22 protein-coding genes are annotated in these 24,911 nt (G+C 59.8%); 10 read left to right on the top strand and 12 right to left on the bottom strand.

The window, feature by feature from the left end:
* Positions 1-62 precede the first annotated feature (62 nt).
* The 5 genes from F0M18_RS03120 (at position 63) to F0M18_RS03100 (ending at position 8,522) form a co-directional block, all read left to right on the top strand.
* The gene (locus tag F0M18_RS03120) at positions 63-2,474 is read left to right on the top strand and encodes an Hpt domain-containing protein (protein ID WP_149609907.1); all 2,412 of its coding nucleotides are present in this window, start codon (positions 63-65) and stop codon (positions 2,472-2,474) included.
* A 32-nt stretch (positions 2,475-2,506) separates the two neighbouring features.
* Positions 2,507-7,063 carry a hybrid sensor histidine kinase/response regulator gene (locus F0M18_RS03115; protein WP_149609906.1) on the top strand — a complete coding sequence of 1,519 codons (4,557 nt, stop codon included), beginning with the start codon at positions 2,507-2,509 and terminating at the stop codon, positions 7,061-7,063.
* A gap of 4 nt (positions 7,064-7,067) precedes the next feature.
* Entirely contained in the window at positions 7,068-7,511 is a 444-nt protein-coding gene (locus F0M18_RS03110) for a hypothetical protein (protein WP_149609905.1), read from the top strand.
* A 29-nt stretch (positions 7,512-7,540) separates the two neighbouring features.
* A complete protein-coding gene (locus F0M18_RS03105) occupies positions 7,541-7,942 on the top strand; it encodes a hypothetical protein (protein WP_149609904.1) in 402 nt (133 codons plus the stop codon).
* 244 nt (positions 7,943-8,186) lie between these two features.
* Complete coding sequence (locus tag F0M18_RS03100) at positions 8,187-8,522, top strand: hypothetical protein (RefSeq protein ID WP_149609903.1); 336 nt, start codon at positions 8,187-8,189, stop codon at positions 8,520-8,522.
* Positions 8,523-8,528: 6 nt separating this feature from the next.
* On the opposite strand, the gene F0M18_RS03095 is transcribed toward F0M18_RS03100, so the two are convergent.
* Complete coding sequence (locus F0M18_RS03095; RefSeq protein WP_149609902.1) at positions 8,529-9,056, bottom strand: hypothetical protein; 528 nt, start codon at positions 9,054-9,056, stop codon at positions 8,529-8,531.
* Positions 9,057-9,230: 174 nt separating this feature from the next.
* Here F0M18_RS03095 and F0M18_RS03090 point away from each other — a divergent pair, with 174 nt between their 5' ends.
* On the top strand, positions 9,231-11,549 hold the full coding sequence (locus F0M18_RS03090; RefSeq protein WP_149609901.1) for a putative bifunctional diguanylate cyclase/phosphodiesterase: 2,319 nt from the start codon (positions 9,231-9,233) through the stop codon (positions 11,547-11,549).
* Between the two features lie 28 nt (positions 11,550-11,577).
* Here F0M18_RS03090 and F0M18_RS03085 read toward each other — a convergent pair whose 3' ends face one another.
* The 3 genes from F0M18_RS03085 to F0M18_RS03075 are packed head-to-tail and all read right to left on the bottom strand — an operon-like array spanning position 11,578 to position 14,293.
* A complete protein-coding gene (locus F0M18_RS03085; RefSeq protein ID WP_149609900.1) occupies positions 11,578-11,916 on the bottom strand; it encodes a nuclear transport factor 2 family protein in 339 nt (112 codons plus the stop codon).
* 13 nt (positions 11,917-11,929) lie between these two features.
* Complete coding sequence (locus F0M18_RS03080; protein WP_149609899.1) at positions 11,930-13,069, bottom strand: acyl-CoA dehydrogenase family protein; 1,140 nt, start codon at positions 13,067-13,069, stop codon at positions 11,930-11,932.
* Between the two features lie 9 nt (positions 13,070-13,078).
* Positions 13,079-14,293, bottom strand: coding sequence for an acyl-CoA dehydrogenase family protein (locus F0M18_RS03075; protein ID WP_223177891.1), 1,215 nt, complete (start codon positions 14,291-14,293; stop codon positions 13,079-13,081).
* Between the two features lie 251 nt (positions 14,294-14,544).
* Between F0M18_RS03075 and F0M18_RS03070 the strand changes: the two genes are divergently transcribed.
* Positions 14,545-15,294 (top strand): SDR family NAD(P)-dependent oxidoreductase, encoded by a 750-nt coding sequence (locus F0M18_RS03070; RefSeq protein WP_149609898.1) that lies wholly within the window; start codon positions 14,545-14,547, stop codon positions 15,292-15,294.
* A 12-nt stretch (positions 15,295-15,306) separates the two neighbouring features.
* Here F0M18_RS03070 and F0M18_RS03065 read toward each other — a convergent pair whose 3' ends face one another.
* On the bottom strand, positions 15,307-16,311 hold the full coding sequence (locus F0M18_RS03065; protein WP_149610113.1) for a S1C family serine protease: 1,005 nt from the start codon (positions 16,309-16,311) through the stop codon (positions 15,307-15,309).
* Between the two features lie 58 nt (positions 16,312-16,369).
* Entirely contained in the window at positions 16,370-17,086 is a 717-nt protein-coding gene (locus F0M18_RS03060; protein WP_149609897.1) for a DUF1499 domain-containing protein, read from the bottom strand.
* A gap of 130 nt (positions 17,087-17,216) precedes the next feature.
* Between F0M18_RS03060 and F0M18_RS03055 the strand changes: the two genes are divergently transcribed.
* Entirely contained in the window at positions 17,217-17,930 is a 714-nt protein-coding gene (locus F0M18_RS03055) for an EthD domain-containing protein (protein WP_149609896.1), read from the top strand.
* Here the strand turns inward: F0M18_RS03055 and htpX are convergent, their stop codons facing one another.
* From htpX to F0M18_RS03030, 5 genes are all read right to left on the bottom strand, one after another.
* Positions 17,931-18,812 (bottom strand): protease HtpX, encoded by an 882-nt coding sequence (htpX, locus tag F0M18_RS03050; RefSeq protein WP_149609895.1) that lies wholly within the window; start codon positions 18,810-18,812, stop codon positions 17,931-17,933. It abuts the gene before it with no gap.
* Between the two features lie 16 nt (positions 18,813-18,828).
* Positions 18,829-19,137 (bottom strand): hypothetical protein, encoded by a 309-nt coding sequence (locus F0M18_RS03045; RefSeq protein WP_149609894.1) that lies wholly within the window; start codon positions 19,135-19,137, stop codon positions 18,829-18,831.
* Between the two features lie 72 nt (positions 19,138-19,209).
* Positions 19,210-19,926: a J domain-containing protein gene (locus F0M18_RS03040; RefSeq protein ID WP_149609893.1), complete on the bottom strand. Its 717-nt coding sequence runs from the start codon at positions 19,924-19,926 to the stop codon at positions 19,210-19,212.
* Positions 19,927-19,934: 8 nt separating this feature from the next.
* Positions 19,935-20,621, bottom strand: a complete 687-nt coding sequence (locus F0M18_RS03035) for a VWA domain-containing protein (RefSeq protein WP_149609892.1) — start codon at positions 20,619-20,621, stop codon at positions 19,935-19,937.
* 33 nt (positions 20,622-20,654) lie between these two features.
* Positions 20,655-20,846, bottom strand: a complete 192-nt coding sequence (locus F0M18_RS03030) for a hypothetical protein (protein ID WP_149609891.1) — start codon at positions 20,844-20,846, stop codon at positions 20,655-20,657.
* Positions 20,847-21,052: 206 nt separating this feature from the next.
* Here F0M18_RS03030 and msrA point away from each other — a divergent pair, with 206 nt between their 5' ends.
* A complete protein-coding gene (gene msrA, locus F0M18_RS03025) occupies positions 21,053-21,709 on the top strand; it encodes a peptide-methionine (S)-S-oxide reductase MsrA (RefSeq protein WP_149609890.1) in 657 nt (218 codons plus the stop codon).
* A 12-nt stretch (positions 21,710-21,721) separates the two neighbouring features.
* Here msrA and F0M18_RS03020 read toward each other — a convergent pair whose 3' ends face one another.
* The gene (locus F0M18_RS03020) at positions 21,722-22,195 is read right to left on the bottom strand and encodes a CBS domain-containing protein (RefSeq protein WP_149609889.1); all 474 of its coding nucleotides are present in this window, start codon (positions 22,193-22,195) and stop codon (positions 21,722-21,724) included.
* Positions 22,196-22,386: 191 nt separating this feature from the next.
* On the opposite strand from F0M18_RS03020, the gene F0M18_RS03015 reads away from it, so the two are divergent.
* Positions 22,387-24,852, top strand: coding sequence for a TonB-dependent receptor (locus tag F0M18_RS03015; protein ID WP_149609888.1), 2,466 nt, complete (start codon positions 22,387-22,389; stop codon positions 24,850-24,852).
* Positions 24,853-24,911 lie beyond the last annotated feature (59 nt).

The following is a 24,911-nucleotide window of genomic DNA, read 5'->3' as shown; positions in this document are numbered from 1 at the left end:
GAGCTGGGGATTGATCGGGTCCATGCCCCGTCCCTGTGCATACTAGAACCGGAGGTTTAGTAGTGGCCAGTAAAACTGACATCGTCGCCCTGAAATGGGTAGTGGGACTGATGAACCGGCAGGCCGAAAATGCCGAGGCATCACTGGTGGAATACAGTAATGATCCCAACCAGAAGCGCCCGCTCCTGCAATGCATGTGGGCCGTACACCAGATCACCTCGACCCTCAGGGCCCTGGGTATGCGCAAGGGTGAGATGCTCACCCTGGAAATGGAGCGCAGCCTCAACTACCTGTACAAGGACAAGGTGGTTGGCGAACGCCGCAAATTGACCATGGGTGGCCTGATGCAGGCACTGAAGGTGCTCCCGGCTTACCTGGCGCATGCGCAGAATGCGCGCGCAGATACCGGACAGGGCCTTGAGCAGCATGTGAATGACCTGCGTCGCTGGATAGGTGAGAGGCCGCGTCCGCGTGCGTTCTTCTTCCACATGGATATCCCGGAGGGTCAGGGCATAACGGCCGGTGCCGCGCCTGCGGATGACGAGGAAGTACGCAATCGCGCGAATGTGATGCTGGCGTTGTACCTGGAAATGGCCAAGATGGGCCTGCGCCGCAAGAACATGGTCGAGAGCATGAAAACAGTGGCCCGTATCTCGCGCCGGATGCAGACCATGTTCTCTGGCACACAGCCCGAGCGCTTCTGGTTCACCATGGTCGGTATCTGCGAAGGTATGGCGGGTGGCCTGATTGTGCCTGACGAGTGTATCGCGCAGATATTCAAGTCGGGCGCCTTCATGATCAAGTACGCGCGAGAGAATGGTGCGCGTGTCGATGAATCGGTTGACTACGACAGCCTGCAGCAACAGATGCTGTTTTATATAGCCAGTTGCAAAGCCAAGCCCCTGCACATCTCGAAAATACGCGAGGTGTTTGCGGTCGATGACAGCACGCTGGAAGAGGCTAATCGCGGCCTGATCCACGTGGATGCCCTGGTCACTGCCCTGAGCTCGGCTCTGGATCAACTCAATGGCGTGGTGGATTACCTTAATTCGCAGGACCTGGCAGCAGCGGCACGCACCGGTGACGTGGCTATGGCCGCGCAGGCGCTGGATGGCATCGAGGCCACCGGCTACCGCCTGGAAGCCGCTGGCCAGATGGCGCACGCGGATTCGCTGCAATCGGTAGCCAGCCGGCTGGAGAAGCTTTACCGCGGTGTGTACAACGAGTCGCCGATGCAGTTGAACCAGATGATTAACGAAATCATTCGCGGCATTGTCGACGTTAAGCTGGATATCGAGCACAAACTCGAGCATGGCTTGTCCAGTTCTTTTTCCAGTCGCGACTTTGAATTGCGTGAAAGCGTGGTCAACGCCACCTTCAGTCACATGGGCCTGGTTGAGAACTACATGCACCAGATCCTGCGCCGCAAGGAACTTGCCAGCGCATTGGCCCGCAAGCCCAATGATGAGCAGAGCACACTGCGCCTGACGGTGGCGCTGAATCGCTACCTGAATAAAACCGACCAGGGCCATGAAGACCTGCGCAGCGCCGTACGCGATGCTGATGCGGGCAAGCCTGACCTGGATCACCTCTTCGATCTCGCCAAAGTTTTCCTGAACGAGCAGGAGACCATCGCTGATCGCAAGGCGATCGATATGTCCCTGGAGCTGCTCGCGGAAATATCCGGCGCGCTGGGCTTTGCCGGAATGGAACGTGAAGCGCAGATTATCGAGCATTGCCAGCGCTGGCTGTCCGCCGCCAGCAAAGCGGGTGAGGTACGCGAGGATGATGCGTTCCGCTGCTTCGCCGAGGCCTTCGCGCAGTTGGAGCTGCACCTGCAGCGTTCTGTGATCGACCCGCTGGATGACACCTCGCACATGCTCGCCATTGCCGAGCAACGCGCAGCCGAGCTGGATGAATACGCCAGCGGCCTGTCTGCCGGCGCCGAGGTGTCGACAGCAAGCTGGACCGAGCCTAAGCACTATGTCGAGGATGCCGAGGTACCGGCAGAGTTTCGCGAGGTGTTCTTCGAAGAGTCAGAAGAGATCGTCGACGAAATCAGCCGCCTGACTCCGGCCTGGCTCGAGGATATTGAAAACAACCAGCTGCTGCGTGACATTCGTCGCCACTTCCACACCTTCAAGGGTAATGGCCGCGCTGTTGGCGCCAATATCCTTGGTGAGCTTGGCTGGGCGATGCAGGACCTGTTGGACAGGGTTCTGGATGGTGACCTGGAAGCATCCGGCGCCGTGCAGGCTTTGCTACAGGACGTGGTGCGAGAGTTACCCGCACTGATCGCATCCTACAAAGATGCAGGTAGCTGGGATGCTGCGCCGGTGCGCACGCTCACAGATCGCGCTTTCCGCATGGCGGAAGGTGCCGGCGAGGATCTCGCCGACGGCATGCCCGAAGTGGATGACCAAGTACACGGTGGCGCGGCTGGTGCGCCTGTCTCCGAAAACCTGGGCCAGTAAGCGACCCAGACAAAAAATAATGGAGAGCAAACGTGCATTCTGACAAAGAAAATCCCGTAACTTCGGCAGAACCGTTGGCCGATACACTCGAGAGCTCCAAAGAGAGCACGCTCACGTGGTTGATGGAAATGGACCGCGACGAGCCCGAAGAGAACCTGTTCAAAATCGACGGCAAGGTCACTGAAACAACGCTCAGTGCCTATGAAGCCGAAGTGGCCGCAAGACCCATGACCCGGGGCAGGGCCGGTGCAGATGACCTCGATACATATATTGCCGAGGAAATTGTGCTGTCAGAGGAAGGCGACAGCAGCGCGCCAGGTGCCGGCGCTGATGCAGAGGATGAACAGGCCGCTTTCGACGGTCTGATGGCCATCGAGTTTTCCCGTCATACGGATGAAAACGGAGAACCGGCCATCGCGGCCGTGGATGACGGTAGCGACATACTTGGCTTGGCCGACGAAGATGATATCGGTGATGCCTATCTGGTCGTCAAGCGCGTGGTGCGAGAGGAACCCGTTGCGGCGGCACCCGAGTCAGGGCCCGACCTGGCGCCCACGACAGAAGAGACGGCTTCCGTATCAGAGACTGTCGAGCACACAGAGGCTGTTGCCACCGGAGCAGATGAGAGCGAAGAGGAGGCACCACTGGAGCCTGATGCGCTGGTTGCGGCAGCTGATGAGCCGATGCTGCCGATACAGGATGCCGGCACGGAAGAGGCGGAAAATGACGACCTGTTCGCCCAGGCGGCCAGGCTTTCTGCTAGCGCTCAGGAAGAGAGTGCGCAGGAAGAGATGGCGCAGGAGCTGGATCAGCTGGTGGCAGAAGACGCTGTCGCGGCCTATCCGCAGGAGCCTGAGGCGGCAGCGCTGGACGACGATGCCCTGTCGTTGAGTTGCGAAGACAGTATCGAGATCGAATCCGGCCTTGAGCAGCCGGGTGACAGCGAAGACCGGGAGATTGCAGCCATTGAGCAACCCCTGGCCGATGACGAACTGCTGGCCGACCTGCCGGTTGCAGACGTGCAGTCATACGTCGCCAGCGTGGACGCGCCTCAGGGCGAAGAGGCCTTCGATGACTACCTGATCGCCGGCAGCGATCTGGCAGCGGGCGACCTGGAACTGGAAGAGTTGTCGCTTGAACTGGAGGCACCGGTATTCTCGGTCGATCCTGAACTGGAGAGCGATCTCGACCTCCACGAAGACTTCGTTGCCATGGAGGGCTTCGACGACGACCTGATGGTTGCGATCACGCCACGTGTGACGAATTTCATGGAAGAAGTAAATGCGGCAGTCAGTGCCCGCCTGGTGTCTCTGGGTCGCCCCGGTAACGCCGTTGTGGCAGACGTATCGATCGCCACAGACAGCGATACACGCGCGGCGGCCGCTGCACAGGGTTATGAGCCCGTGGTTGCCATCTGCGGCAGCATACCGGCCGCGCTCGAAGGCTTGGACACGGCCCAGCTGGACGCGGTGATGCTGCGCCTGGCTGATGCCGAGACTGGTGAGACCTGTAATCGCCTGTTCCTCGATGAGCCCGTTACAGAAGCTGATTCAGCTTCCACGCCGCCGGTGCTCAGCGTGGTTGAACCCGCTGGTTTCGGCGAGGATATTTTCGGGGAAGATCTGGACGTCGCTTCGACAGCGGAAGCCTGGTCGCCTGAGAATGATGAAATAGACGCCATTTTCGATGATTTCGGCAGCGACGACTTTGCTGTGGAACTTGAAGACGTGCTTGTGGATGAAGGCGCAATCAGCTTCGACACCGACACATCGCTGGAGACACTGGAAGTCGTCAGCAGCGCGGACGAACTGGTGCTGCCGGTTGACGAGTTATCTCTGGATGAGCAGGCGGCAGGGGATCTGCCACTGGCTGCCGCAGCTACGGATGCCGCGGATACGAGCGCAGAGGACGACAGTGTTCTGCTGCAGGTATTCGAGGAGGATATCTTCGAAGCAGAGCTTTCCGAAGAGGAAGAGTTGCAGGGTGCTTCTGCTGAGGATATCGACAAACTGATTGAGGACCTCGGTTCTGAGGTTGAGTTGCCGGGTGAGATATGTGGCGTTGAAGTTGAAGCCTTTGTCGATACATCCGCCAACGAAGAGCTGGTTGCTGCAGAAGCAGAAAGCACAGAGCCGGCAGACGTTGCCATACCGAAAGTCGCCGAGACCGCTGAAGATATGTCCTGGTGTATTCCGCAGGGTATTGAGTTCCACTACAGCAGCCCCGGTAGCGGCGAGATATTCGCGGAATTCCTTGACGCTTTCATAGAGGAGGGCTCCTCTGAACTTGAGAAGCTGGAAGATGCTGTCAGTGCCTGGGAAGCCAGCCCGGCCGATGAGCAGAGTTACACGCAGGTAACGCGCATCCTGCATACCATCAAGGGAATCGCCAAAGGTGTCGGATTGCACTTCTACGGCACCCTCATCCACAACTTCGAGACCTTGCTGGAGCGCATGCCGCGTGCCGCATCCGGTGAGGAGCACAACTACTTCCGCATCGTTAATGCATGGCTTGATGCCGCGGTACGCGGCATGGACTTCGTACAGGACCAGCGTAGGGATATCCTCAGTGAGTTCCCCGGCCATGAAGCGGAAGTGCCGGCGCAGGAAGATGACATTCAGGAAGCGGATGCTGCGGCCGAGGTGACTTCTGCCGAGGCGGCGCAGCCCGAACCCGCGCCGGTACAGCCGGCTCCTGTGGCCCGCCCGGAAAAGGATCAGCGGCGCAGGGAAGAAGACAAGCGCCTGGCGGACGAAGGTGCCAGGGCACTGGCTGCACAGCAGTCGGTTCGCATCACCTCGGAAAAACTGGATCTGTTGCTGAACCTCAGCAACCAGGCCCAGCAACTGGGTGTGCGCACTGCGCAAAGCACCAATCGCAACAAGCGCGCGACCGCAGAGTTGATGGGGCGCCTTTCTTCTGTGCGCGCCCACATTGCCGATATCGCCGATCGTACGCTGTTCAACGCCGGGGCCAAGGGCGCTTCCCGGGCCAGCGATCTGGATGCACTGGAGATGGATCAGTACTCCGAACTCCAGGAAGCGGCCAATATCCTGCGCGAGGGTGTCGAGGATCTCGCCGATCTGATCGAAGTGGCGAGCCGACACAATGCCCAGGCGGAGGCGCTGCTCAAGCAGCAGTCCTCGGTTATCGGCTCGATAGGCTCTACCATCCGCGCCGCACGAGTGGTGCCGGTATCGCGACTGATGCCGGGGCTTCGACGCCTGGTGCGCACCGTGAGTAATGATCTGGGTAAGGATGTTGCCTTCCGTGTGGCCAACGAGGTCGGTACCCTGGACCGCGATGACTATGCACGCTGCCAAACCATACTGGAGCACATGGTACGTAACGCCCTGGACCATGGTATTGAAACAACAGAGGAGCGCACTGCGCAGGGTAAACCTTCGGTGGGGCAGATTACCGTGGACGTGCGCATGTCCGGCGCTGACTCGGTTATCGTGCTCTCGGACGACGGCCGCGGCATCGACCCCGATGCCATGCGCGAGTCTGCCATTCGCAAGGGGCTGGATGTGGACGCCTACTCACTGAGCGACGACGAGGCGCGCAACCTGATTTTCCACAAGGGTTTCTCCACTGCGCAGACCTTGAGCCAGATATCCGGGCGCGGAGTCGGAATGGATATCGTTATGAGCGAGTTGCAGCAAATGGGCGGCGACATACGCATCGAATCCGAGGTCGGCAAGGGCACCTCCTTCCATATCCGAGTCCCGGCCAACGTCACCGTCAATGGTGCGCTGCTGGTAACTGCCAGTGACAACTCCTATGCCATTCCCCTGGGCGGGCTGGTAGCGGTGGATGAAGTATCCGTCGATGACTTTTTCAACGCCGTCGAGAACGGTGACAAGCTGCTCATGTCTGGCATGGAATGTGAGCCCGCATACCTGGGCACGCTGTGCCAGAGTGGCAACCTGCCGGACCGCGCCTCCTGGCGTCACAATGTGCCGGTCATCATTGCCGGCTCGGACGCGCGCTACATGGCAATTGCCATTGACGACGTAGAGGAAGCACTGGAACTGGTTATCCGTTCGCTTGGCGCACAGTTCGCCTCTGTTCCTGGCGTCGCCGGTGCTGCCACCACCGCAGATGGTGAGGCGGTTGTCGCCTTGGACCTGAACGTGCTGGTGAGTTGTTTCGCTGACGGCCAGGGCACCCTGGTGGCTGTCGATCAGCCCGAGGAAGAGAAGTTCCTCGCGCTGGTGGTCGATGATTCGCGCACCCAGCGCATGGTGGCGACCAGCCAGTTGGAAACAGTGGGTATAGAGACCGCTACGGCCGAGAACGGGGCGGTGGCGATCGATTGGCTCAATACCACGGAGCATCTGCCCGATGTAATCCTGCTCGACGTTGAGATGCCGGTGAAAGATGGCATTCAGACCCTGCGCGAGATCCGCAAGTCGGCGCGCTACAGCCACATTCCGGTGATCATGGTGACCTCGCGCACCGGGATCAAGCACCGTACTATGGCTGAAGAGGCGGGCTGCAATGGATACATGGGCAAGCCCTTCAATTTCCGCATGCTGATTGGCCAGATCAACGAATTGACTGGCCATCGGCTGGAACTGAGCTAGGGTCATGAAAGAACGTATGTGTGTGTTGTTGCCCTGCGCGCCCAACAGGCGTTGGGCGATTCCGCAGAACTGCCTGGGTGAAATCCTGACCCTGCCTGCCGATGGCGGCAAGCCCCCGGGCGAGGTCAGGTGGCGTGATGTTGATATCCCTGTGCTGGACTTCGGCGCTGACGGCGAGGCACCCTGGGTGGACGCCCAGAGCGGTACCGGGCTGGTAGCTGTGATCCTTGGTGTCAGTGGGCCGGGCTACGACTACTGGGGTGTGGCCCTGCGCGGTCGCGGTCTGGCCATGCGTGACCTGCAGGAATCAGACTGCCAGGACCGGCCGGACGCCGTCCAGGAGCATTGCCTGGCAGCATTTGAACTCGAAGGCCAGACCTACCAGGTGCCGGATCTACCGGCACTGCAACGTCTGGCTGTTAATATTGATAGCGCCGCGTCAGCCTGAGTCGCGCCGATCCTCCGGGAGTAAAATACTTGAGACTGGATAAACTGGTAGAACAGATCGATACCGCATTTGGTGAAACACCGCCTTTCACTTCTGTGGATCTCGACGAAAACGATCGGGATGTGCTGATGCGTGTGTTCGGGGACGATGGCTACCAGGTGTATCTCCAGGACCAGGTCAATCGCCAGATCATCCGGGATTACCTGACCAACGCGGTCATGCTGGGCTACCTGCCCCAGCAGGATGTGTCAGGATTTGTCGAGATGCTCGGTAGCCGTGAAGCCAGGGCGTCGCTCTCGCTGCATATGTTGATGAGTTCCGTGGAGCAGGCCGCCGAGTTACTCGCCAGCGGTGTGCCCGCGCGCCTCAAATTGCTGGAGCCCAGCGCCGATTCCCCTCCCCATATCCACATTATCAGTAGCCAAAGCTAACAAAATTTGGCACAGCGGCGGCGATTTCGCCGCTAATTTCCCTGCGTCTTAAAAAAATATGGCCATTTTTTGCCTTGTTTCTATCATTGGTTAAAAATTTGGCCGATATGCCGTTGTCGCACCCCTGATTCCCCCTTATAACTGATCACACACGAGGCAAATGCCTCAGTGAGGTGGGTTCAGGCTTCGCGCCAGGGGACGCCCACATTTAGAGGGAATGGGATAAAAAGTCAGGGAGTCAGCCATGTTGACAATTACACCTACAGCAGTCTTGGAACAAAGCACCGATGGTGAACTGGAAGTGTTCGCCGTTATCGACGGTAAGAAAGTCTACCTACCTGAAGATGCCAACTACATCATGCAGGACCGACGCGGCCTGTGGTACTACAGCTCGCGCAAGCCGCGCCCGAAAGAGGGTGACTGGACCCCCAACAAGACCAGCATTTCCTGCAAGGGTGAAGGCGGTTTTGTACGTGCATTGAAAACAGATACCGTCATGCCGTGGCTGGATACCTGCCAGCGTACCGTGCGTATGGTAACGGGTAAGTCGGCAGCGGAGCGCCGCCCGGCTGATTCCTGAGTTCGCTTATACGGCGACGGCGTGGTCGATTTCCGGCTCCGCCGTTGCCAGCCAGGTATCGATCGCTTCAACTTCTTCGCTCAGCACGTCCACCATCGCCTGCTCCAGCTGGCGGTAGCTTTCCTGCCAGGTCTCAACGTTCATCAGCATGCTGCAGCGCTGGCGCAGGGGCATGCTGGCAGGCAGGTGAAGCGGATCCAGCTGGCGATTGCGGAAACCGGCATTCAGCACTTCCGCCACCACTTCATTGTCGCGATTGTCGCGCAACTCACCCTCGAAGCGTCGCAGGTGCATCAGCATCCGCTGGCGGCCGGGGAATCCATGATCTGTAATGACATTGTGCACCCAGATAGGGAGTTGTCGTGCGAACTGTGCGCGCAACTCGGCCTGGTCCATATGCTGCATCAGCACTGCACCGGGCTCGGGCAGCGCACGGCGCATGGTCAGCTCACTGCGGCTGTGGAAGCCCAGTGGTTGAAAGCTCTGGATGCGCGCACCAACCAGGGCCACATGTGTCATCTGGAATTCTGACATGTGTCTAACACGCCTTGTTTTTCTGTTGACGATGATTGAATCACAGGGTGTTTTACGCAACCAGCAATATTGGGCAAAAAGTGCAGTTATGCAGGCTTGGGGTTTTATGCCCAATCGCTGATACTGTGCTCTGGGACGTGACAAGAACAGCAAACGAGGTTGCCGGGAATTGTGGTGACGATAGCTGCAAAAATAAATGCACTGGTCATTGCCATCGTGATCAGTATGAGCCTCTTGGTAAGTGGTTTCGCCAGCATTCGGGAGTATCGCCTGGAGCGCGATCGCCTGCTCACGCAACTGGTAGACGAGGCAACCGGCAGGCCGGATGTCGCCCTGTACCTGTTTTTCGACGCACGGGATGCGCTGGCTTCCTCGCTCGGCGGCCTGCTCGAGCATCCCGCGGTCCATTACGGTCTGGTCTATAACACAGAGGGCGAAATCCTGGTGTCCCGACCACCCGGGCCAGCGGATTCTGTGCTGCCACTCTCCCGCCTGCGCGAAGGTCTGTCGTTGGCCGACGTGGGGCTGTCCAGTCTTGATGGCGCCGGCAGACCGGTTAGCGAGGGCCTGCTTGGCGCGGTGCTCGGCTCCGACCGGTACTTTCAGCTGACGGTGCCCGTGATATCGGCCATCAACCCCCTGTTGCGCGAAACCAGCCAGGAGGACTTCCTGCTTGCCGCCTCCCGGCCTGCAGCGGAAAAAGCCCGCCACGTGATTGGCTACCTGCAGCTGGCAGTGAACCAGCGCGACCTGCTATGGCAGGTATTACCCGGCCTGTTACTGGTAGTGGGAGCCTGCCTTCTGTTCGCGCTGATCTGCCTGGCCCTGAGTCTTGCCTTTACACGACGCATCACTGCCCCCATTTCCCATCTCGCGCGGGTTGCCGATGGCATCTCCTCGGGCAACCTCGAAGACCCTGTGCGTGTCAGCGGTAGTGGCGAGATCAGGGATATCGCCAATATTATCAATCGGGTTATCGCCGACGTCAGCTCTTACAAGCGGGAGCGGGACGTGGATCACCAGCTGCTGTCGATGAAAGTAGAGGAGCGCACCGAACAGCTGTCCCGGCGCAACCAGGAGCTCAACCGGGCGGTCAAGCAGGTGACCAAGACCAAGAACCGCCTGCGGCAAATGGCCTACTATGATGCCCTGACATCGCTGCCGAATCGTCGACTGTTTACTGAGCAATTGTCTTTGTTGCTGAAGCTGGCCAAGCGTAATTCCCAGATGCTCGCCCTGCTGTTTCTCGATCTTGATAATTTCAAGCGTATCAATGACTCCCTCGGGCACAGCGCTGGTGATTTGCTGTTGCGCGAGGTCGGCCTGCGCCTGTCCGGCTGTGTGCGCGAGAGTGACGTGGTAGCACACTATGTGGATAACACGGCGAAAATCGACGTATCCAGGCTGGGTGGCGATGAGTTCACCGTGGTGCTCAACCAGATAGACAAGGCGGAGTCTGCAGCAGCGGTAGCAGAGCGCCTGATGTCTGCCCTCACCGAGCCGATGCTGATTGAGGGCCACGAGCTGGTGGTAACACCCAGTATTGGTATTGCACTGGCGCCAGACCATGCCGATGACGTTGAGGGGTTGTTGCGTTGTGCCGATACCGCGATGTATCACGCCAAGGCAGCGGGCAAGGCCGCATTCCTGTTTTATGACTCGACCATGGAAGATGCCGGGCTTGAGCGCCTGGCCCTGGAAAATGACCTGCGCAAGGCGCTGGAACACGATGAACTGGTGCTGTTTTACCAACCGCAGGTGGATACGCAGAGTGGCAAGGTGGTGGGTGCAGAGGCGCTGTTGCGCTGGCAGCATCCTGAGCAGGGCCTGATCCCGCCATTTCGTTTCATTCCCCTGGCAGAGGAGATGGGGCTGATTGCGGAGATAGGCGAATGGACGATTCGCGAGGCCTGTAACCAGATCAAGCGCTTCGCCAAAGACGGCGTGCTACTCCCCAAGGTGGCGGTCAACGTTTCTGCGCTGCAGTTCACGCCCAGTTTCAGCCGCAAGGTGAGGACCATTTTGCAGGAGACCGGCGTCGACCCGGGGGTGCTGGAACTGGAGTTGACCGAGGGCGTCGTCATGGGCGACACCAGCACTTCGGTGCAGGCGCTGGCGGAACTGCGAGAGTTGGGTGTCAGCCTGTCGATTGACGACTTCGGAACCGGTTACTCTTCATTGAGTTACCTGAGTCGGTTCCCGCTGGACGAGTTGAAGATTGACCGCAGTTTTGTAGTCGACGCCATAGAGAGTGAGCAGGGGGCCAGCCTGGTGCGCGCCATTATTGCCATGGCCCAGGGCCTGGGGCTGAAGCTGGTGGCCGAGGGCGTGGAGACAATGGAGCAGTATGACTTCATGACTGCGAGCGGTGCGACGGTGATACAGGGCTACCTGTTCAGCCCACCGGTGCCGGCCAACAAGCTCGCGGTACTGTTGTCGCCCTGGCATTTCCAGGAGCAGATACAGGGTCTGGAAGGCAATATCCAGCGCTGAGCATGCAGCTCGCCCGCTGGCGGGGTGGTTAACCCCAGTACGCTTTCATCGATTGCACTTTTCCCTCGTCGTTGAACTCAAATACGTCGATGGGCGCAATCTCCATGCCGGGCATGATGACTTTGAAAGGGAAGGCTGCTGCGTTGCCCGCGCAGCGCACCTCGCCGGTCAGTTCCAGCTTGGCTCCGGCCGCCAGTGCGCCTTCGTAGAACGCGACAATCGCATCAATGCCGACATGGGGCTCGCTGCCGACCGGGTCTTCCACCACCGCGTCTGGTGCATACATGTCGCGGATGATGCTGATGTCGGACTTTTCAAAGGCTTCCACGTAGCGGTGGACGGTGGCGATTTTGGCGGTGTTATCCATTGTTGTTTACCTGTCAGTAGCCACAGAGCGTGGCGTATCTGTCCTTGTGAAAGCCGGTATCGCCAAAGATCTGCATGGCAACCCGTGCGCGTTTGAGGAAAAAGCCGATTTCCAGGTCATCGGTGACGCCGATGCCACCGTGCATCTGCACGGCTTCATTGGTCACCAGTTTCACCAGTTGATTGAGTCTGGCCTTGGCCAGGCTGGCCATCAAGGGCACCTGCTCCGGGGTGTCATCAACGGCTGACAATGCCTGCAGGACCACCGAGCGGCTCAGTTCGAGCTGTGTCTGCATGTGCGCCGCGCGATGCTGCAGCGCCTGGAAACTGCCGATCAATACGCCGAATTGCTCCCGCTCCTTGAGGTACTCGACTGTGCGGTCAAATGTCTCCAGGGCAATTCCAAGCATCTCAGCGGACAGCGCGATGCGCCCCCGGTCGAGTACCGGCTCGAGCACCTGCCAGCCATGGTCAAGCTCGCCAACCAGGTCCTCGGCACTCACCCTGACCTGCTCCAGGGTGATGTTGGCTGCATTGCGGCTGTCGGCCATGATGGTGCGTTGTATGCTGACACCCGCAGCGTCACGCGGCACCAGGAACAGGCTCAGGCCATCGGCCCCATTGCTGTCGCCACTGCTGCGGGCGACGACCAGCAGTTGATCGGCACTGTGGCCGTCCACCACGAAAGTCTTGCAGCCGTTGAGCAGGAAGCCATCGCCGTCGGCGGTGGCGCTGGTGGCAATGCGGGTGGGTCGGTGATGCGGTGATTCTTCCAGCGCCAGGGCCAGCGTGAGTTCACCTGCGGCCACCTGCGATAACAGGTTTTGCTTGTGCGTCTCGCTGCCGCCCAGGAGGAGGGCAGAGGCTCCGACCACAGCAGAAGCAAACAGTGGCGAGGCGGTCAGTGTGCGGCCGGCTTCCTCCATGACCAGGCCCAGCCCGGTGAAGCCAAAGTCCAGCCCTCCGTATTCTTCGGGCAGGATAATGCTGGCCCAGCCCAGCTCTGCCATCTGTTGCCAAAGCTGTGAGGAGTAACCCAGGGGGTCCCTGCTGTCGCGCAGTGCACGTAACGACGCCACCGGTGCGTTATCACCGAGAAACTCGCGCGCGCTTTGCTGCAGGAAACGCTGTTCTTCATTCAGTACCAGAGCCATAAATACCTCCTATGACTGGGGCAATTGCAGGACGTTCTTTGCAATAACATTCAGCTGCACTTCTGATGAGCCGCCGGCGATGGTCATCGCCTTCGACATGGCCCAGAGCCGCAGCGTGTCGAGCTCGGCAGTGGAGAAGCCCTCACCTTCCCAGCCCAGGCCCTGTGAGCCGAGGATAGCCAGTAGCAGCTCACTCTTGGTTTTTTCCGCTTCCGTGCCTACGTACTTCATCACCAGGGGGGCAGCGCTGCGCTCCCCGGCGATTTTCTCCTCAAAAGTGCGGAAGTGCGTCAGGCCGATGGCATGCATTTCCATGTCGTAGTCGACCAGGTCCATGCGCAGCTGCGCATCGGCGACCTTGCCGTCTACCATCTCCAGGTATTCACGTGCCGCTGCGTTGGGCGCCAGGACTTCCCGGGGTGAATCGCTGCCCAGTTCGGACATGAGCTTGCGCTCGTGCACCAGCAGGGCCTTGGCCACGCTCCAGCCCTGGTTGAGTCCGCCGACCAGGTTTTCCTTGGGGACTTTCACGTTGTCGAAGAAGGTCTGGCAGAACTCGGATTCACCGCTGATCAGCTCAATGGGCGTGGTGCTGACGCCCGGATCGGCCATATCGATCAACAGGAAGGAAATACCCTCCTGTTTCTTTACGTCGGGGTTGGTGCGTACCAGGCAGAATATCCAGTCGCTCTTGTCTGCACCGGTGGTCCATATCTTGCTGCCATTGACGAGGAAGTGATCGCCCTGGTCCTCGGCCCGGCACTGCAGGCTGGCCAGGTCCGAACCGGCACCCGGCTCGGAATAGCCCTGGCACCAGCGCACCTCGGCGTTAATTATCGCGGGGATATGCTGTTGTTTCTGCTCCTCGCTGCCGAACTCCAGCAGCGCGGGTCCGAGCATCCAGATGCCGATACTGTAAAGTGGCGTGCGGGCGCGAATGGCCTTCATCTCTTCCTTGATGATCTTGGCGTGCTGCGGGCTGAGGCCGCCACCGCCGTACTCTGCCGGCCACTCCGGGCAGATCCAGCCGCGATCGCGCATGCGTTCAAACCACAGGCGGGCGTCCTCGCTGGGGAAACGGGCATTGCGTCCGCCGTAGAACTGTTCCTCCGGCGTGATCGGTTGGCGCTGCGATTCCGGGCAATTGTCCTGTAGCCACTGGCGGGCTTCTATTCGAAACTGCTCGAGGTCCTGCACACTTTCTCTCCTGATAGCGGCGGTCATAGTATCTCCGGGTGAATGCCTGGACAGGCAGCGCTAGTGTAATGCTACTGGCTGCCCGCTTGAAGAGAGCTCAGGGTACTGGTGTGCCATCGAATGGCAATGGCTTAATAAGTCAGCCCGGATGACAATATGGGACAGGCCCTGTGGCGGGAGAGTTTAGGTGCGTCAGGTTCACTGCCGCATACCACCGGGTTTGACCGCGGCGGGGCCGCTCGGCATATTCAAGCGTCTGATAATAAAGGGGAAAGCGGATGCAGCGTCTGGCAGGCAAGGTCGTATTGGTAACGGGTGCAGGCAATGGAATCGGGCGTGCCTGCGCGCTGCGGGCAGGGGCCGAGGGCGCTGCAGTCTACGCCCTCGACAGGGACGAAGAGGCCCTGCAAAGCCTGCTTGCAGAGTTGCGCGAGACCGGCGCAGAGGCCGCTGGCGGGGCCTGCGATATCAGCGCAGAGGACGCAGTCCGCAGCAGCGTGGCGGCGTGTGTTGAGGAGCTGGGCGCCGTGGATGCGCTGGTCAATATGGCCGGTGTGCTGCGTTTCGAAGATACACAGCAGATGACGCTGGCGCAGTGGCAGACCATCATCGATGTCAACCTGACCGGTACCATGTTGCTGACACGCGAGGTGTTGCCGCATCTCATGGAAAGCAGTGGCAGCATCGTCAACGCCGCCTCCACCGCTGCACTGTCGGGCTTGCCCTGCGGCGCTGCCTATGCGGCGAGCAAGGGCGGCGTACTCGCCTTCACGCGCAGCATTGCCGTGGAATATGCCAAGCGTGGCGTACGCGCCAATTGCGTCTGCCCGGGTGACATCAAGACAGGTATGGTCGATGGACTGCAATTTCCCAAGACCATGGATTACAGTCTCATGCCCAGAATCTCCTCGCTGTGTGGCCCGATGGGTCCAGAGGTGGTGGCGGGTGTGGTGATGATGCTGATTTCGGCAGATGGCGCGCATATCAATGGCGAGGATATCCGCGTGGACGGCGGCACACTGTCGTAGTGCCGCGTCGCGCTATTGCGATTCGGTGAGCTTCACCTCGAAGCTGAGCTCGCGGTCCTTGCGTCGGGTATGAATGGTAACGGTATCGCCGGGCTTATGGCTTTCCAGCGCATCCAGGTAATCATCGTTTGAGCGAATCTCCCGGTCGTCGATGCCGGTGATAATGTCACCCAGTTGCACCTCGAGGCGCGAGATACGGCGAGCGCCCACCATCCCCGCGCTGGCTGCAGGCAAGCCAGGATAAACGTGAACCACCGGGACGCCCTCAATACGATAGCGGCGTATCCAGCTGTCGCTCGCCAGTTCCACGCCGATGATGGGTCGCAGCACCTTGCCATAGGCAATGAGCTGGGGCACCACATCCTTCACGGTGTTTACCGGGATGGCGAAGCCAATACCGGCGCTGGCCCCGCTGGGGCTATATATTGCAGTGTTTACCCCGACCAATTGCCCCAGCGAATTGAGCAGCGGGCCGCCGGAATTGCCTGGATTGATGGCCGCATCAGTCTGGATGACGCCGCGTATCGTGCGCCCGCCGGGCGCCTGGATCTCGCGCCCGAGGGCGCTGACAATACCCGTGGTGAGCGTGGTATCCAGACCGAATGGGTTACCGATGGCCAGCACCTTGCGGCCCACGGACAGCTCCGAGGAGTCGCCCAGTGGCAGGCTCTGCAGATTGTCCGGCGGCTCCTTGATGCGCAGCACCGCGAGATCCTTTTCCGGCGCGACACCGATGACCTCTGCTGCGTACTCGCGCTGGTCATTCAGGGTGACGATCAACCTGTGGGCGCCGGCGATGACGTGGTAATTGGTGACCACCAGTCCGCTCTTGTCCCAGACAAAACCCGTACCGGAGCCGCGCGGAATCTCCTGCACGTTGAGGGAAAACAGGTCCCGGCGCAGGGCGGTATTGGTGACGTAGACAACAGAAGGGCTGGCCTTGCTGAAAACTTCCGTGGTGTTGGCTTCGTCTTCGGTAGCGAAGCTCAGGTAGTCGAGCGGCGCAGCGATGGCCATTAACGGGCACAGCAGCAGTAGAGCCAGGATAAGTTGGCGGCAGCTCACAGCGGGGCTCCTAGTCTCTGAAAGCGTTCTGGAACTTGCGTATGCGCTCGGCATTTGCGCCGAGGTCACTGACGCCCACGCGGGATACCGAGCGCAGGTCTACCAGGGTGCCCTGTGCATTGGTGCGCAGGCGGATGACGATATCATCCTTGAAACCCATTATCGCGGTGGTGTCTACCGCCTCAATCACGCCCGCATTGATGTCCTCGTGATAGATATCCCAGCCCAGCTCCAGGGCGGTCTCGCGAGTGCGGTTAAAGGCGCTTTCGATTGCCAGTTCGGTTACCAGCGTTTCCAGGTCCGGATAGGCCGCCTGCTGTGCCTCCAGTGTTTCCGGGGCTGTCTCCAGGCTGTTACTGCCTTTGCCTCGCTGCTGCTCGGCGGTAACGAACTGCGGCGGATCCTGGGTGTTGGTGGTGATATCGTGAATAGGCGGATGATCGCCCCCTCCGAGCAGGGAAAGCAGCAACACGGTGCCGGGCAAGGCGAACAGTGCCCGCGATGCCAGCGCCCTGCGCCATGGGGCAAACTTTGGCAGCAGCATCAGGATGACGGACAGCAGTAGCAGCACCGCTGCGCCCAGGCAGCTCAGCGCATACAGCATCAGGCCTTGTTGCCAGACGCCGGCGCGCACGGTAATCACGGCTAGCGGCAGCGCCAACAGCAGCGTCAAGGCGAGGTAGCCGATCCAGTTAACCAGCCTGGGTGTTGATTCTTGCGCAGTCATATCCACATCCTTTTCCAGTTGAGGTATAAGAATACTACCCCCATTGAGGTGGTGCGAGGCTATTGATTGAGCCGTTTCGCGCTATCTGCTTTACTTGCGGGCAGCAGCAATAAAATCAAGGACCTGCCCGGTGGAAAAACTGATTTACCCGCTCTGGAAGCGTGACACGCTCGACGCTGACGATTTCCGTGACCGCCTGCTTGGCAGCGCTGACACCCTGGTGAGTGTCGCCGGCGTGCGCGGAGCGCGACTGGCGGTCGCCGACAGTGCTGTGGCAGCGGGAGCATCGCGCCGCATGGCGGCAACGGACCCACTGCCGGACGCCATGGTGTCGGTGTGGTTGGATGCGGCGGCGCAGCAACGCGGCGCCGTGGAGGAGGTGCTGGCCCGTGAGTCGGCGCGGCACAGCTGTTACCTGGTGACGGAATCCGAACCCATCGCCAACACTGCGCACCCGGCCGAGGTTGGTGAGCGGCTCCATGGCATGTGTCACGTGGTGTTTCTGCAGCGCCCGCCAAGGCTCACGGAGGCGGAATGGTTGGTGAACTGGCAGCAACGGCATACGCCTGTGGCCATTGCAACGCAGTCGACTTTCGGCTATCGCCAGAACGTCATCGTTCGCGGCCTGAGCTATGCCGCCCCCGGGCTGGACGCCATGATTGAGGAGTATTTCCCGCCCGAAGCCATGGCGTCTGACTACGCTTTTTATGCGGTGGATGAAGGCGATGATGCCGGACTGGCAGAACGCTCTACCGCAATGATAGAGAGCTGTGCCCGGTTCATCGACTTCGATCGCATCGATGTTATCCCCATGAGCGAGTACCTGCTGAAGCCGCTGGCCTGATCAGGCTGCCTGCAACGCGCGGATACGATCTTCCAGGGGAGGGTGAGAGCGCAACAGGCCCGCGAACCCCTGTTTGATCTGTTCACTGATGCCAAAAGCAGTGAGTTCCCCGGGCAGGTCCTGGGGCATGCCTTGCTCTTCACGCAGTCGCTGCAGCGCGGCGATCATGTGCGTGTTGGTGGTCAGCGCCGCGCCCGCTGCATCGGCACGGTATTCTCGCCAGCGCGAAAACCAGAACACGATCATGCTGGCCAGGAAGCCCAGCACCAGCTCGGTCACAATGGTTACCGCATAGTAGCCAATGCCGTATCCGCGCTCGGTCTTGAATACCACCCGGTCGACTGTGTGGCCGATAACCCGGGCGAGGAACATGACGAAAGTATTGATCACGCCCTGTATCAGGCTGAGGGTCACCATGTCGCCATTGGCAACGTGGCCGATTTCATGGGCCATGACTGCGCGCACTTCCTCGGGACGAAAGCGCTGCAACAACCCTGCGCTGACCGCTACCAGTGCGTCATTGCGATTCCAGCCCGTGGCGAATGCGTTGGCCGCCTGCGAGGGGAATATCCCCACTTCCGGCATGCCGATGCCGGCTTCTGCTGCGAGCTCGCGCACGGTGTCCACAAGCCATTGTTCGTCGCGGTTGCGCGGCTGTTCAATGATGTAGGTGCCCGTGCCCCGTTTTGCCATCCACTTGGACAGGAACAGGGAAATCAGCGAGCCACCAAAGCCGAACAGTGCGCAGAAAATCAGCAATCCCTGCAGGTTCAGGTCGACCCCGTTGGCAGCGAGAATGCCTTCCAGTCCCAGTAAATTGAACACGGTGCTGACCAGTACCAGCACCGCCATGTTGGTGGCAAGAAAAAGTAGAATCCGCATGTTGTCAATCAGCCTCTCACGTGTCTTTGGGCATCGGTTCGACCGTGTCCGTTGCCTCCGGTTCCGCTACCTCGGCGGCGGTTTCATCGGGCGGCAGGGGGACCTCGCTGGGCTCGATGACCGGTTCGCCGCGTTCCGACAATGGCGCACTGATAATCTCCCCGCGCAGTTCCACGTCTTTGGCGGACAGTTCGAACAGCGTATTGAGTGCTTCATCCTCGTGCCTGACGCGCAACACGGCTTTCGGCTCGGCGCCGGTTACCCAGGCTTTGCTCTTGCCCCAGTAGTGGCCCAGTTGGTTGCGGATTACATACACATCAGTCATCGACTACAGGTCCTCTGCAAATTTCGCGTGGAGTGTAAGCGCTAGGGTACGGCCCTGCCAAGCAGTCCGTTATCAGCCCAGTAGCAGATCCTTGGCCTGGTTGATCTTGGCTGCGAGATAATCGTTGCCGCCGCGATCCGGATGTATCTTCTGCATCAGTTTACGGTGTGCCTGGATCACATCTTCCTCGCTGGCGGTCTCGTCCAGCCCCAGGATTGCCAGCGCCTCCTTTCTGGTCATGCCGCTCTGGTCCTCGGGCGGGGGCTGCTTCGCGTCGAACTCGGTTTCGCCTGGAAAGCGCTGTTGCAAGTAGCTTTCCAGCAGCTGCACCGAGTCCACGTCTTCCTGCCTGCAGTAGGCCAGCAACTCTTCCAGCTGAGTCCGGTCCATATCCTGCAGTCGCCAGCCCTCGTAGCGCCCCTGCAGTACTTCGCCGGACAGATCGCCGCTGTCGTGGTCAAGTTGCATGCGCAGTATCGCCGTGGCCACGGTGGAGCTTTGCCCGGCCCCTGTAGCGCCCTGTGCCTGGCCAAACTTGGCTGCCAGCATGGGGGACAGCCTGATCAAGGTGGGTGCCAGTGAGCGCAGTGCCACCAGGGCGCCGGTTAATGCCACGCCAATCCAGTGCATCTTGCCCGCCAGTGCCAGCAAGATGACACCAACCACGGCGATGCCCAGGCCCAGCTTGATGTATTCGCCGCGCCGCTTGTGGGGCGGCGCCGCCTGTGCGCGCTTGAACAGTATGTACAGGACAACGGCGATTGCCGCCAGTAGTAGAAGTCTCGGCACAATGGCCCTCAGTTTTTCAGTTGTTCAAGCAGCAGTTTAGCACCACGGGAGGTCTGGTTTTCAAGTGCCGCCAAGCCGCCGGCAGCAAAGCTGGCAACCGCGCCGAGAAGCGCCGCCAGGGTCTCGGCGCTGCTGTTGTCAAAACTCGCCCAGGCACCTTTACTCAGCCTGGCCATGCTGCGAAAGCATTGTTGTGCCTCGGCCAGCTGCCCTTCCTGGAAAATAAAGATAGGCAGGCCACGCATGCCGCACTCGCCGGCCAGCTGGCACAGGGTGTCGGGGTTTTCTTCCATGGCGTCGCCGATGAAGACCATGGCTTTTATCGGGTCTTTATGATGCTCCGCCAGTGCGTGGCGCAGTAGCCGCTGGATCTGGGTGTGCCCACCCTCGCAGTAAACACGGCCCATTTCCTGTGCCAGCTGTTTTGAGTCGCTGGTCCAGGGGCCGGCATGAAAATCATGGAAGCCGCGGAAGAAACACAGTTGCACTCTCAGGCTGCTGCTGGCGCTGGCGGCGACGAACATTTCACGTTGCAGGTGGCAGGCGCGATCCCAGGTGGGCTGGCGGCTGGCGGTTGCATCCATGCCGAACAGCAAGCGGGGCTGGCGTCGGCGCACGGTGCTGATGACATCGCGCTTGCGCAGGAACGCGCTGATTTCTGATGAGGTGGCGGTGCGGGAGGGTAGTTTGGCCATCTCTGCGTGTCGCTGCCATTCAGCGCGGCCCGATCAGGCGTTGTGGACAGATTCTCCCAGTTTACCGATACGGGACAATTCTTCCAGGTAGTGCCTGCGGTTGGCCAGTTCAGCTACTGCCTGCTCCAACTGGCATTCGTTGATTGCGCTGTCGCATTCATCATTTATCATTTGCCAGAGTTTGCGGCTGCAAAACTCCCTGGCGTTAAATTCTTCGTATTGCACGGTATTCTCACTCTTTGTCTGTTTGTATGTCACCGGGCCCTTGCGATGGTTTTCGCTTGCGCCTGAGTTCAGGCTAATCCGTATTTATGACACAGATATGAAACGCGAGGGGTGGCGAAAAGCCCGGTGACTTGAATTTATCGTCGCGGAGAGGGTCTACTGTATCCCATGTTTTCCTAATTGCAAGTAAAGCGGGAGCGCTTCTTATGTCTTTGTTCGATATTCGTCGCAAGCACAGCATGCCGACTGCCCAGAGTGCTTTGCCCGGGCGCGATGAGCCCATCGCCGTCCCCGATACCCACTTCGTGAACGGTAACCCGATGCGGGAACCGTTTCCGCAGGGCCTGCAAATGGCGATGTTTGGTATGGGTTGCTTCTGGGGCGTGGAGCGCATGTTCTGGCAGCAGCCCGGTGTTTTCACCACGGCCGCCGGCTACGCGGCCGGGTATACACCCAACCCCACTTACCAGGAAGTGTGCACGGGCAAGACCGGCCACAACGAAGTGGTGCGCGTGGTTTTCGACCCTGAACAAGTGAGCTATGCGGAGTTGCTGCGGGTGTTCTGGGAAGGGCATGACCCGACCCAGGGGATGCGCCAGGGCAATGACCTTGGCACGCAGTACCGTTCGGGTATCTACGCCTATGACGACGAGCAGGCCCGGCAGGCGGAAGCCTCGCGTGAGCAGTTCCAGCAATCACTTGCGTCGGCGGGCTACGGTGATATTACAACCGAGATCCTGCCTGCCCCCACTTTCTATTTTGCCGAGGAGTATCACCAGCAGTACCTGGCGAAAAACCCCGGCGGTTATTGTGGGCTTGGTGGCACCGGGGTCAGCTGCCCCGAGGGTCTGGCCCGGGCCTGATCGCTACCGGGGTTATATCTCCCCGTCGTTGAAACCTTCGTCGAAGTCGTAGAGATCCGGTTCGGCCTGTTCCAGTTGTTCCATCAGGTTGATGGCGATGCTGATAAAGTCGGTATCGGTGATAATGCCCACGAGCTTGCCCGACCGCGTCACCGGCATGCACCCCGTGCGGCTCTGCAGCAGCTGCAGGGCCGTTCCGCGCAGGCTGGCATTTTCTTCAACAGTTTGCACCGGTGAAGTCATGATGGCAGACAGCGCCACGTAGCGCTCTTCCTCAAGGTGGGCTTCGGTGTCGGGCAGGACACTGGAATCAGCGGCTGCGAGTACGTCGCGCTGCGATACGATGCCGACGAGCGCGCCCGCGTCGTCTACAACAGGGATGTGGCGTATATGCTTCTCTGACATCAGGCGGCGCGCTGTCGACAGGCTCTCGTCGGGCCCCAGCGTGAAGGGGTTGGGGGTCATGATTTCAGCCACACTAAACATTCGAATTCCTTAACATTGGCGGATTGATTAAATCTGGGTCCAACAGTATCCGTGACGATACCGGAACGCCTTGATCACCATCAAAAAACCCTTGAGCGCCGGGAGGCTAACGCGTATAAATTTGTAAGCGGTGTGTTAGTTGCGCGTCGCGTAAGTGGTTACAACGATAATACTAAATACTCGAGGTGCTCATGTCTGCAACTAGCTGTTGGCGCAGGACTATTCTGGCCAGTGTTATTCCCGTCGTCGCTATTCCCTTCACCGGTTCCACTGCAATCGCCCAGGATCTGGTGCTGGAAGAAATTATTGTCACCGCGCGTAAGCGCGTCGAAAGCCTGCAGGAGACGCCTGTGGCGGTCACCGCGCTGAGTTCCGAGGCCCTGCGTGAGCAGGGTGTGAGAAACCTGGCGGATATCAACACCGTGGTGCCCAATATCGAAGTGGCGGCAGGCAACGGTAATGCGGGCCTGGCCAATATCTACATTCGCGGTGTGGGGCAGCGCAACTCGGGCGCCAACATTGATTCCGGTGTCGGTATCTACATCGATGGCGTATACGTGGGCCGGCCCGACGGGGCGCTGCTGGACATCAATGACATCCAGTCGGTGCAGGTGCTGCGAGGCCCCCAGGGTACCCTTTTCGGCAAGAACACGACGGGTGGCGCCCTGGTGTTCACCAGTAACCGACCACAGGATGAATTCGAGGGCATGGTCGGGCTGCGGGTCGGCAATTACGACCGGCTCGACGCTGACCTGGTCCTCAATGTGCCGCTGACCGACAGCATCTTCACCCGCCTCTCGGCCACGCATCGTTCGCGTGACGGCTACGTTGAGAACCTCTTCGATGGCGACGACTACATCGACGAAGACCGCCAAAGCGTGATGTGGCAGACGCGATGGCTGGCGAGCGAAGACCTCACACTGGATCTCAACCTCAACTGGGGCCAGACCCAGCAGACCGCGCGCCCGCAGAAGTGCGTCAAGGTCCCTGGATATCTTGGCTGGCAGGAAGCACTGTTTGACGTCCTCGCGGTGGTACCGTCAACAGGTCGCAATTACGCGGACTTCTGTGCTGACTCGGCCAATGCCGGCGGCGGCGATCCGCGCAAGGTTATTTCCGACCTGGGCTCTGTCTATGAGGCAGAAAACATGGGCGCGGCGCTGACTGCGGAGTGGGCGCTGAATGATGACATGACGCTCAAGAGTATCAGCGCCTGGCGCTATACCGAGGCAGAGCAGAACGATGATCTCGATAACACGGCCATCCCCTTCCTGCACCGCACCAATTCAATTCACCCGTTCAGCACTCCCGCTGAAACTGACCAGTACAGCCAGGAATTTCAGCTGGTCGGCAGCGCCTTTGATGATCGCCTGCAATACGTTGGCGGCCTGTACTGGTTCAAGGAAGAGACGGACAACAGGCGTGCTGTGACGCTGCTGGGGCCTTACGACCCCGCCATCAGCAATCTGTTGTTCATCAGCGCGGAAGCGAACCTGAAAATCGCGGAGAATGAGGCCTGGGCGGTATTCAGCCAGGTCGAGTGGGAATTCAATGATCACTGGCGCGCCACCCTCGGTGTGCGCTACACCGATGAAGACCGCACTTTTACCCGGGAACTGTTCGCGCCCGTTGCCGGCACGCTTGACGCAAATGGCGGGCCGGTTATCCCGGTGGGTGGCGGCCTCTACGTGGTAGATCGCCCGGACTTCGTCTACAACCCCAACTTTGACTTTGTGTCTGTCGATGAGCCCACCAAGTCGGTGTCCAACAGTGATGTGACGCCGATGGCCAGCTTGCAATACCTGTTCGGTGAAGGTGACGTCATTGATTACGGCTCCCTTTACCTGACTTACAGTGAGGGTTTTCTTTCCGGCGGTCTTTCCGAGGCACCTGGCGGGGACCTCGAGGAATTCGAGCCCGAGGAAGTGGAGAACATCGAGTTCGGTTTCAAGCTTGATATGCTGGATCGCAGGCTGCGGGTGAATGGTGCCATCTTCCACACGGACTACACCAACCGCCAGCTCACTACACTGGTGGTGAACCCGGGTACGGGCTCACCCGCGCCGGCCACCATCAATGCAAAATCGTCAACCATTCAGGGTATCGAACTGGAGACCACCTGGCTGGCGGCTGAAAACTGGTTGGTGACCTTCAACGCGGCCATCAACGACGGTGATATCGAGGAATTCGATGACGTGCAACTGACTGTCGGCGACACGCCGGAGACGCCAGCGGGCTGCTCGCGGTCGGACCTCACGGTGATACAGGTCGATGAATGTCCCAATGATCGCTCTGACGAAAACCTGCCCAGGCTGCCGGAAGAAAGCTATATGCTGGCGGTGCAGTACAGCTGGCAGACCTCGTGGGGCCTGGTTGAGCCGCGTTTGCAGGCCAGCTGGAAGTTCGACATCGACTACTGTTTCGATTCCGCCAGTTGCCGCAGTGGCCTGTGGCTTGAGGACAAGCAGTACGATCTCAGCGCACGCGTCACCTGGTTCTCACCGGACGGCAACTGGACGGCCGCCCTGTGGGGCAGCAACCTGACTGAAGAGGACTACATCATCGGCGGTGGCGCGCTGGTCGAGTCCCAGGGCAACGGTGGCATTGTCGCCAATCCGCCGCGGATGTATGGCGCCGAGGTGCAGTACCGTTTCTAGGTAAGCCAACGCGGGCCCTGCGGGCGGCTTTTGCCGCCCCGAGTCCGCCGCGCCTGCGG

Source organism: Pseudohalioglobus sediminis (assembly GCF_008370495.1).
In the GTDB taxonomy this organism is placed as follows: domain Bacteria; phylum Pseudomonadota; class Gammaproteobacteria; order Pseudomonadales; family Halieaceae; genus Halioglobus.
This window is presented reverse-complemented; position numbering and strand designations above follow the sequence as displayed.

Excerpts from the sequence above, each read along its gene's own strand:
- F0M18_RS03110 (WP_149609905.1), top strand. The coding sequence starts at position 7,068 with ATGAAAGAACGTATGTGTGTGTTGTTGCCCTGCGCGCCCAACAGGCGT.
- F0M18_RS03100 (WP_149609903.1), top strand. The coding sequence starts at position 8,187 with ATGTTGACAATTACACCTACAGCAGTCTTGGAACAAAGCACCGATGGT.
- F0M18_RS03095 (WP_149609902.1), bottom strand. The coding sequence starts at position 9,056 with ATGTCAGAATTCCAGATGACACATGTGGCCCTGGTTGGTGCGCGCATC.
- F0M18_RS03085 (WP_149609900.1), bottom strand. The coding sequence starts at position 11,916 with ATGGATAACACCGCCAAAATCGCCACCGTCCACCGCTACGTGGAAGCC.
- F0M18_RS03080 (WP_149609899.1), bottom strand. The coding sequence starts at position 13,069 with ATGGCTCTGGTACTGAATGAAGAACAGCGTTTCCTGCAGCAAAGCGCG.
- F0M18_RS03075 (WP_223177891.1), bottom strand. The coding sequence starts at position 14,293 with ATGACCGCCGCTATCAGGAGAGAAAGTGTGCAGGACCTCGAGCAGTTT.
- F0M18_RS03070 (WP_149609898.1), top strand. The coding sequence starts at position 14,545 with ATGCAGCGTCTGGCAGGCAAGGTCGTATTGGTAACGGGTGCAGGCAAT.
- F0M18_RS03065 (WP_149610113.1), bottom strand. The coding sequence starts at position 16,311 with ATGGCCATCGCTGCGCCGCTCGACTACCTGAGCTTCGCTACCGAAGAC.
- F0M18_RS03060 (WP_149609897.1), bottom strand. The coding sequence starts at position 17,086 with ATGACTGCGCAAGAATCAACACCCAGGCTGGTTAACTGGATCGGCTAC.
- htpX (WP_149609895.1), bottom strand. The coding sequence starts at position 18,812 with ATGCGGATTCTACTTTTTCTTGCCACCAACATGGCGGTGCTGGTACTG.
- F0M18_RS03045 (WP_149609894.1), bottom strand. The coding sequence starts at position 19,137 with ATGACTGATGTGTATGTAATCCGCAACCAACTGGGCCACTACTGGGGC.
- F0M18_RS03035 (WP_149609892.1), bottom strand. The coding sequence starts at position 20,621 with ATGGCCAAACTACCCTCCCGCACCGCCACCTCATCAGAAATCAGCGCG.
- msrA (WP_149609890.1), top strand. The coding sequence starts at position 21,053 with ATGTCTTTGTTCGATATTCGTCGCAAGCACAGCATGCCGACTGCCCAG.
- F0M18_RS03020 (WP_149609889.1), bottom strand. The coding sequence starts at position 22,195 with ATGTTTAGTGTGGCTGAAATCATGACCCCCAACCCCTTCACGCTGGGG.
- F0M18_RS03015 (WP_149609888.1), top strand. The coding sequence starts at position 22,387 with ATGTCTGCAACTAGCTGTTGGCGCAGGACTATTCTGGCCAGTGTTATT.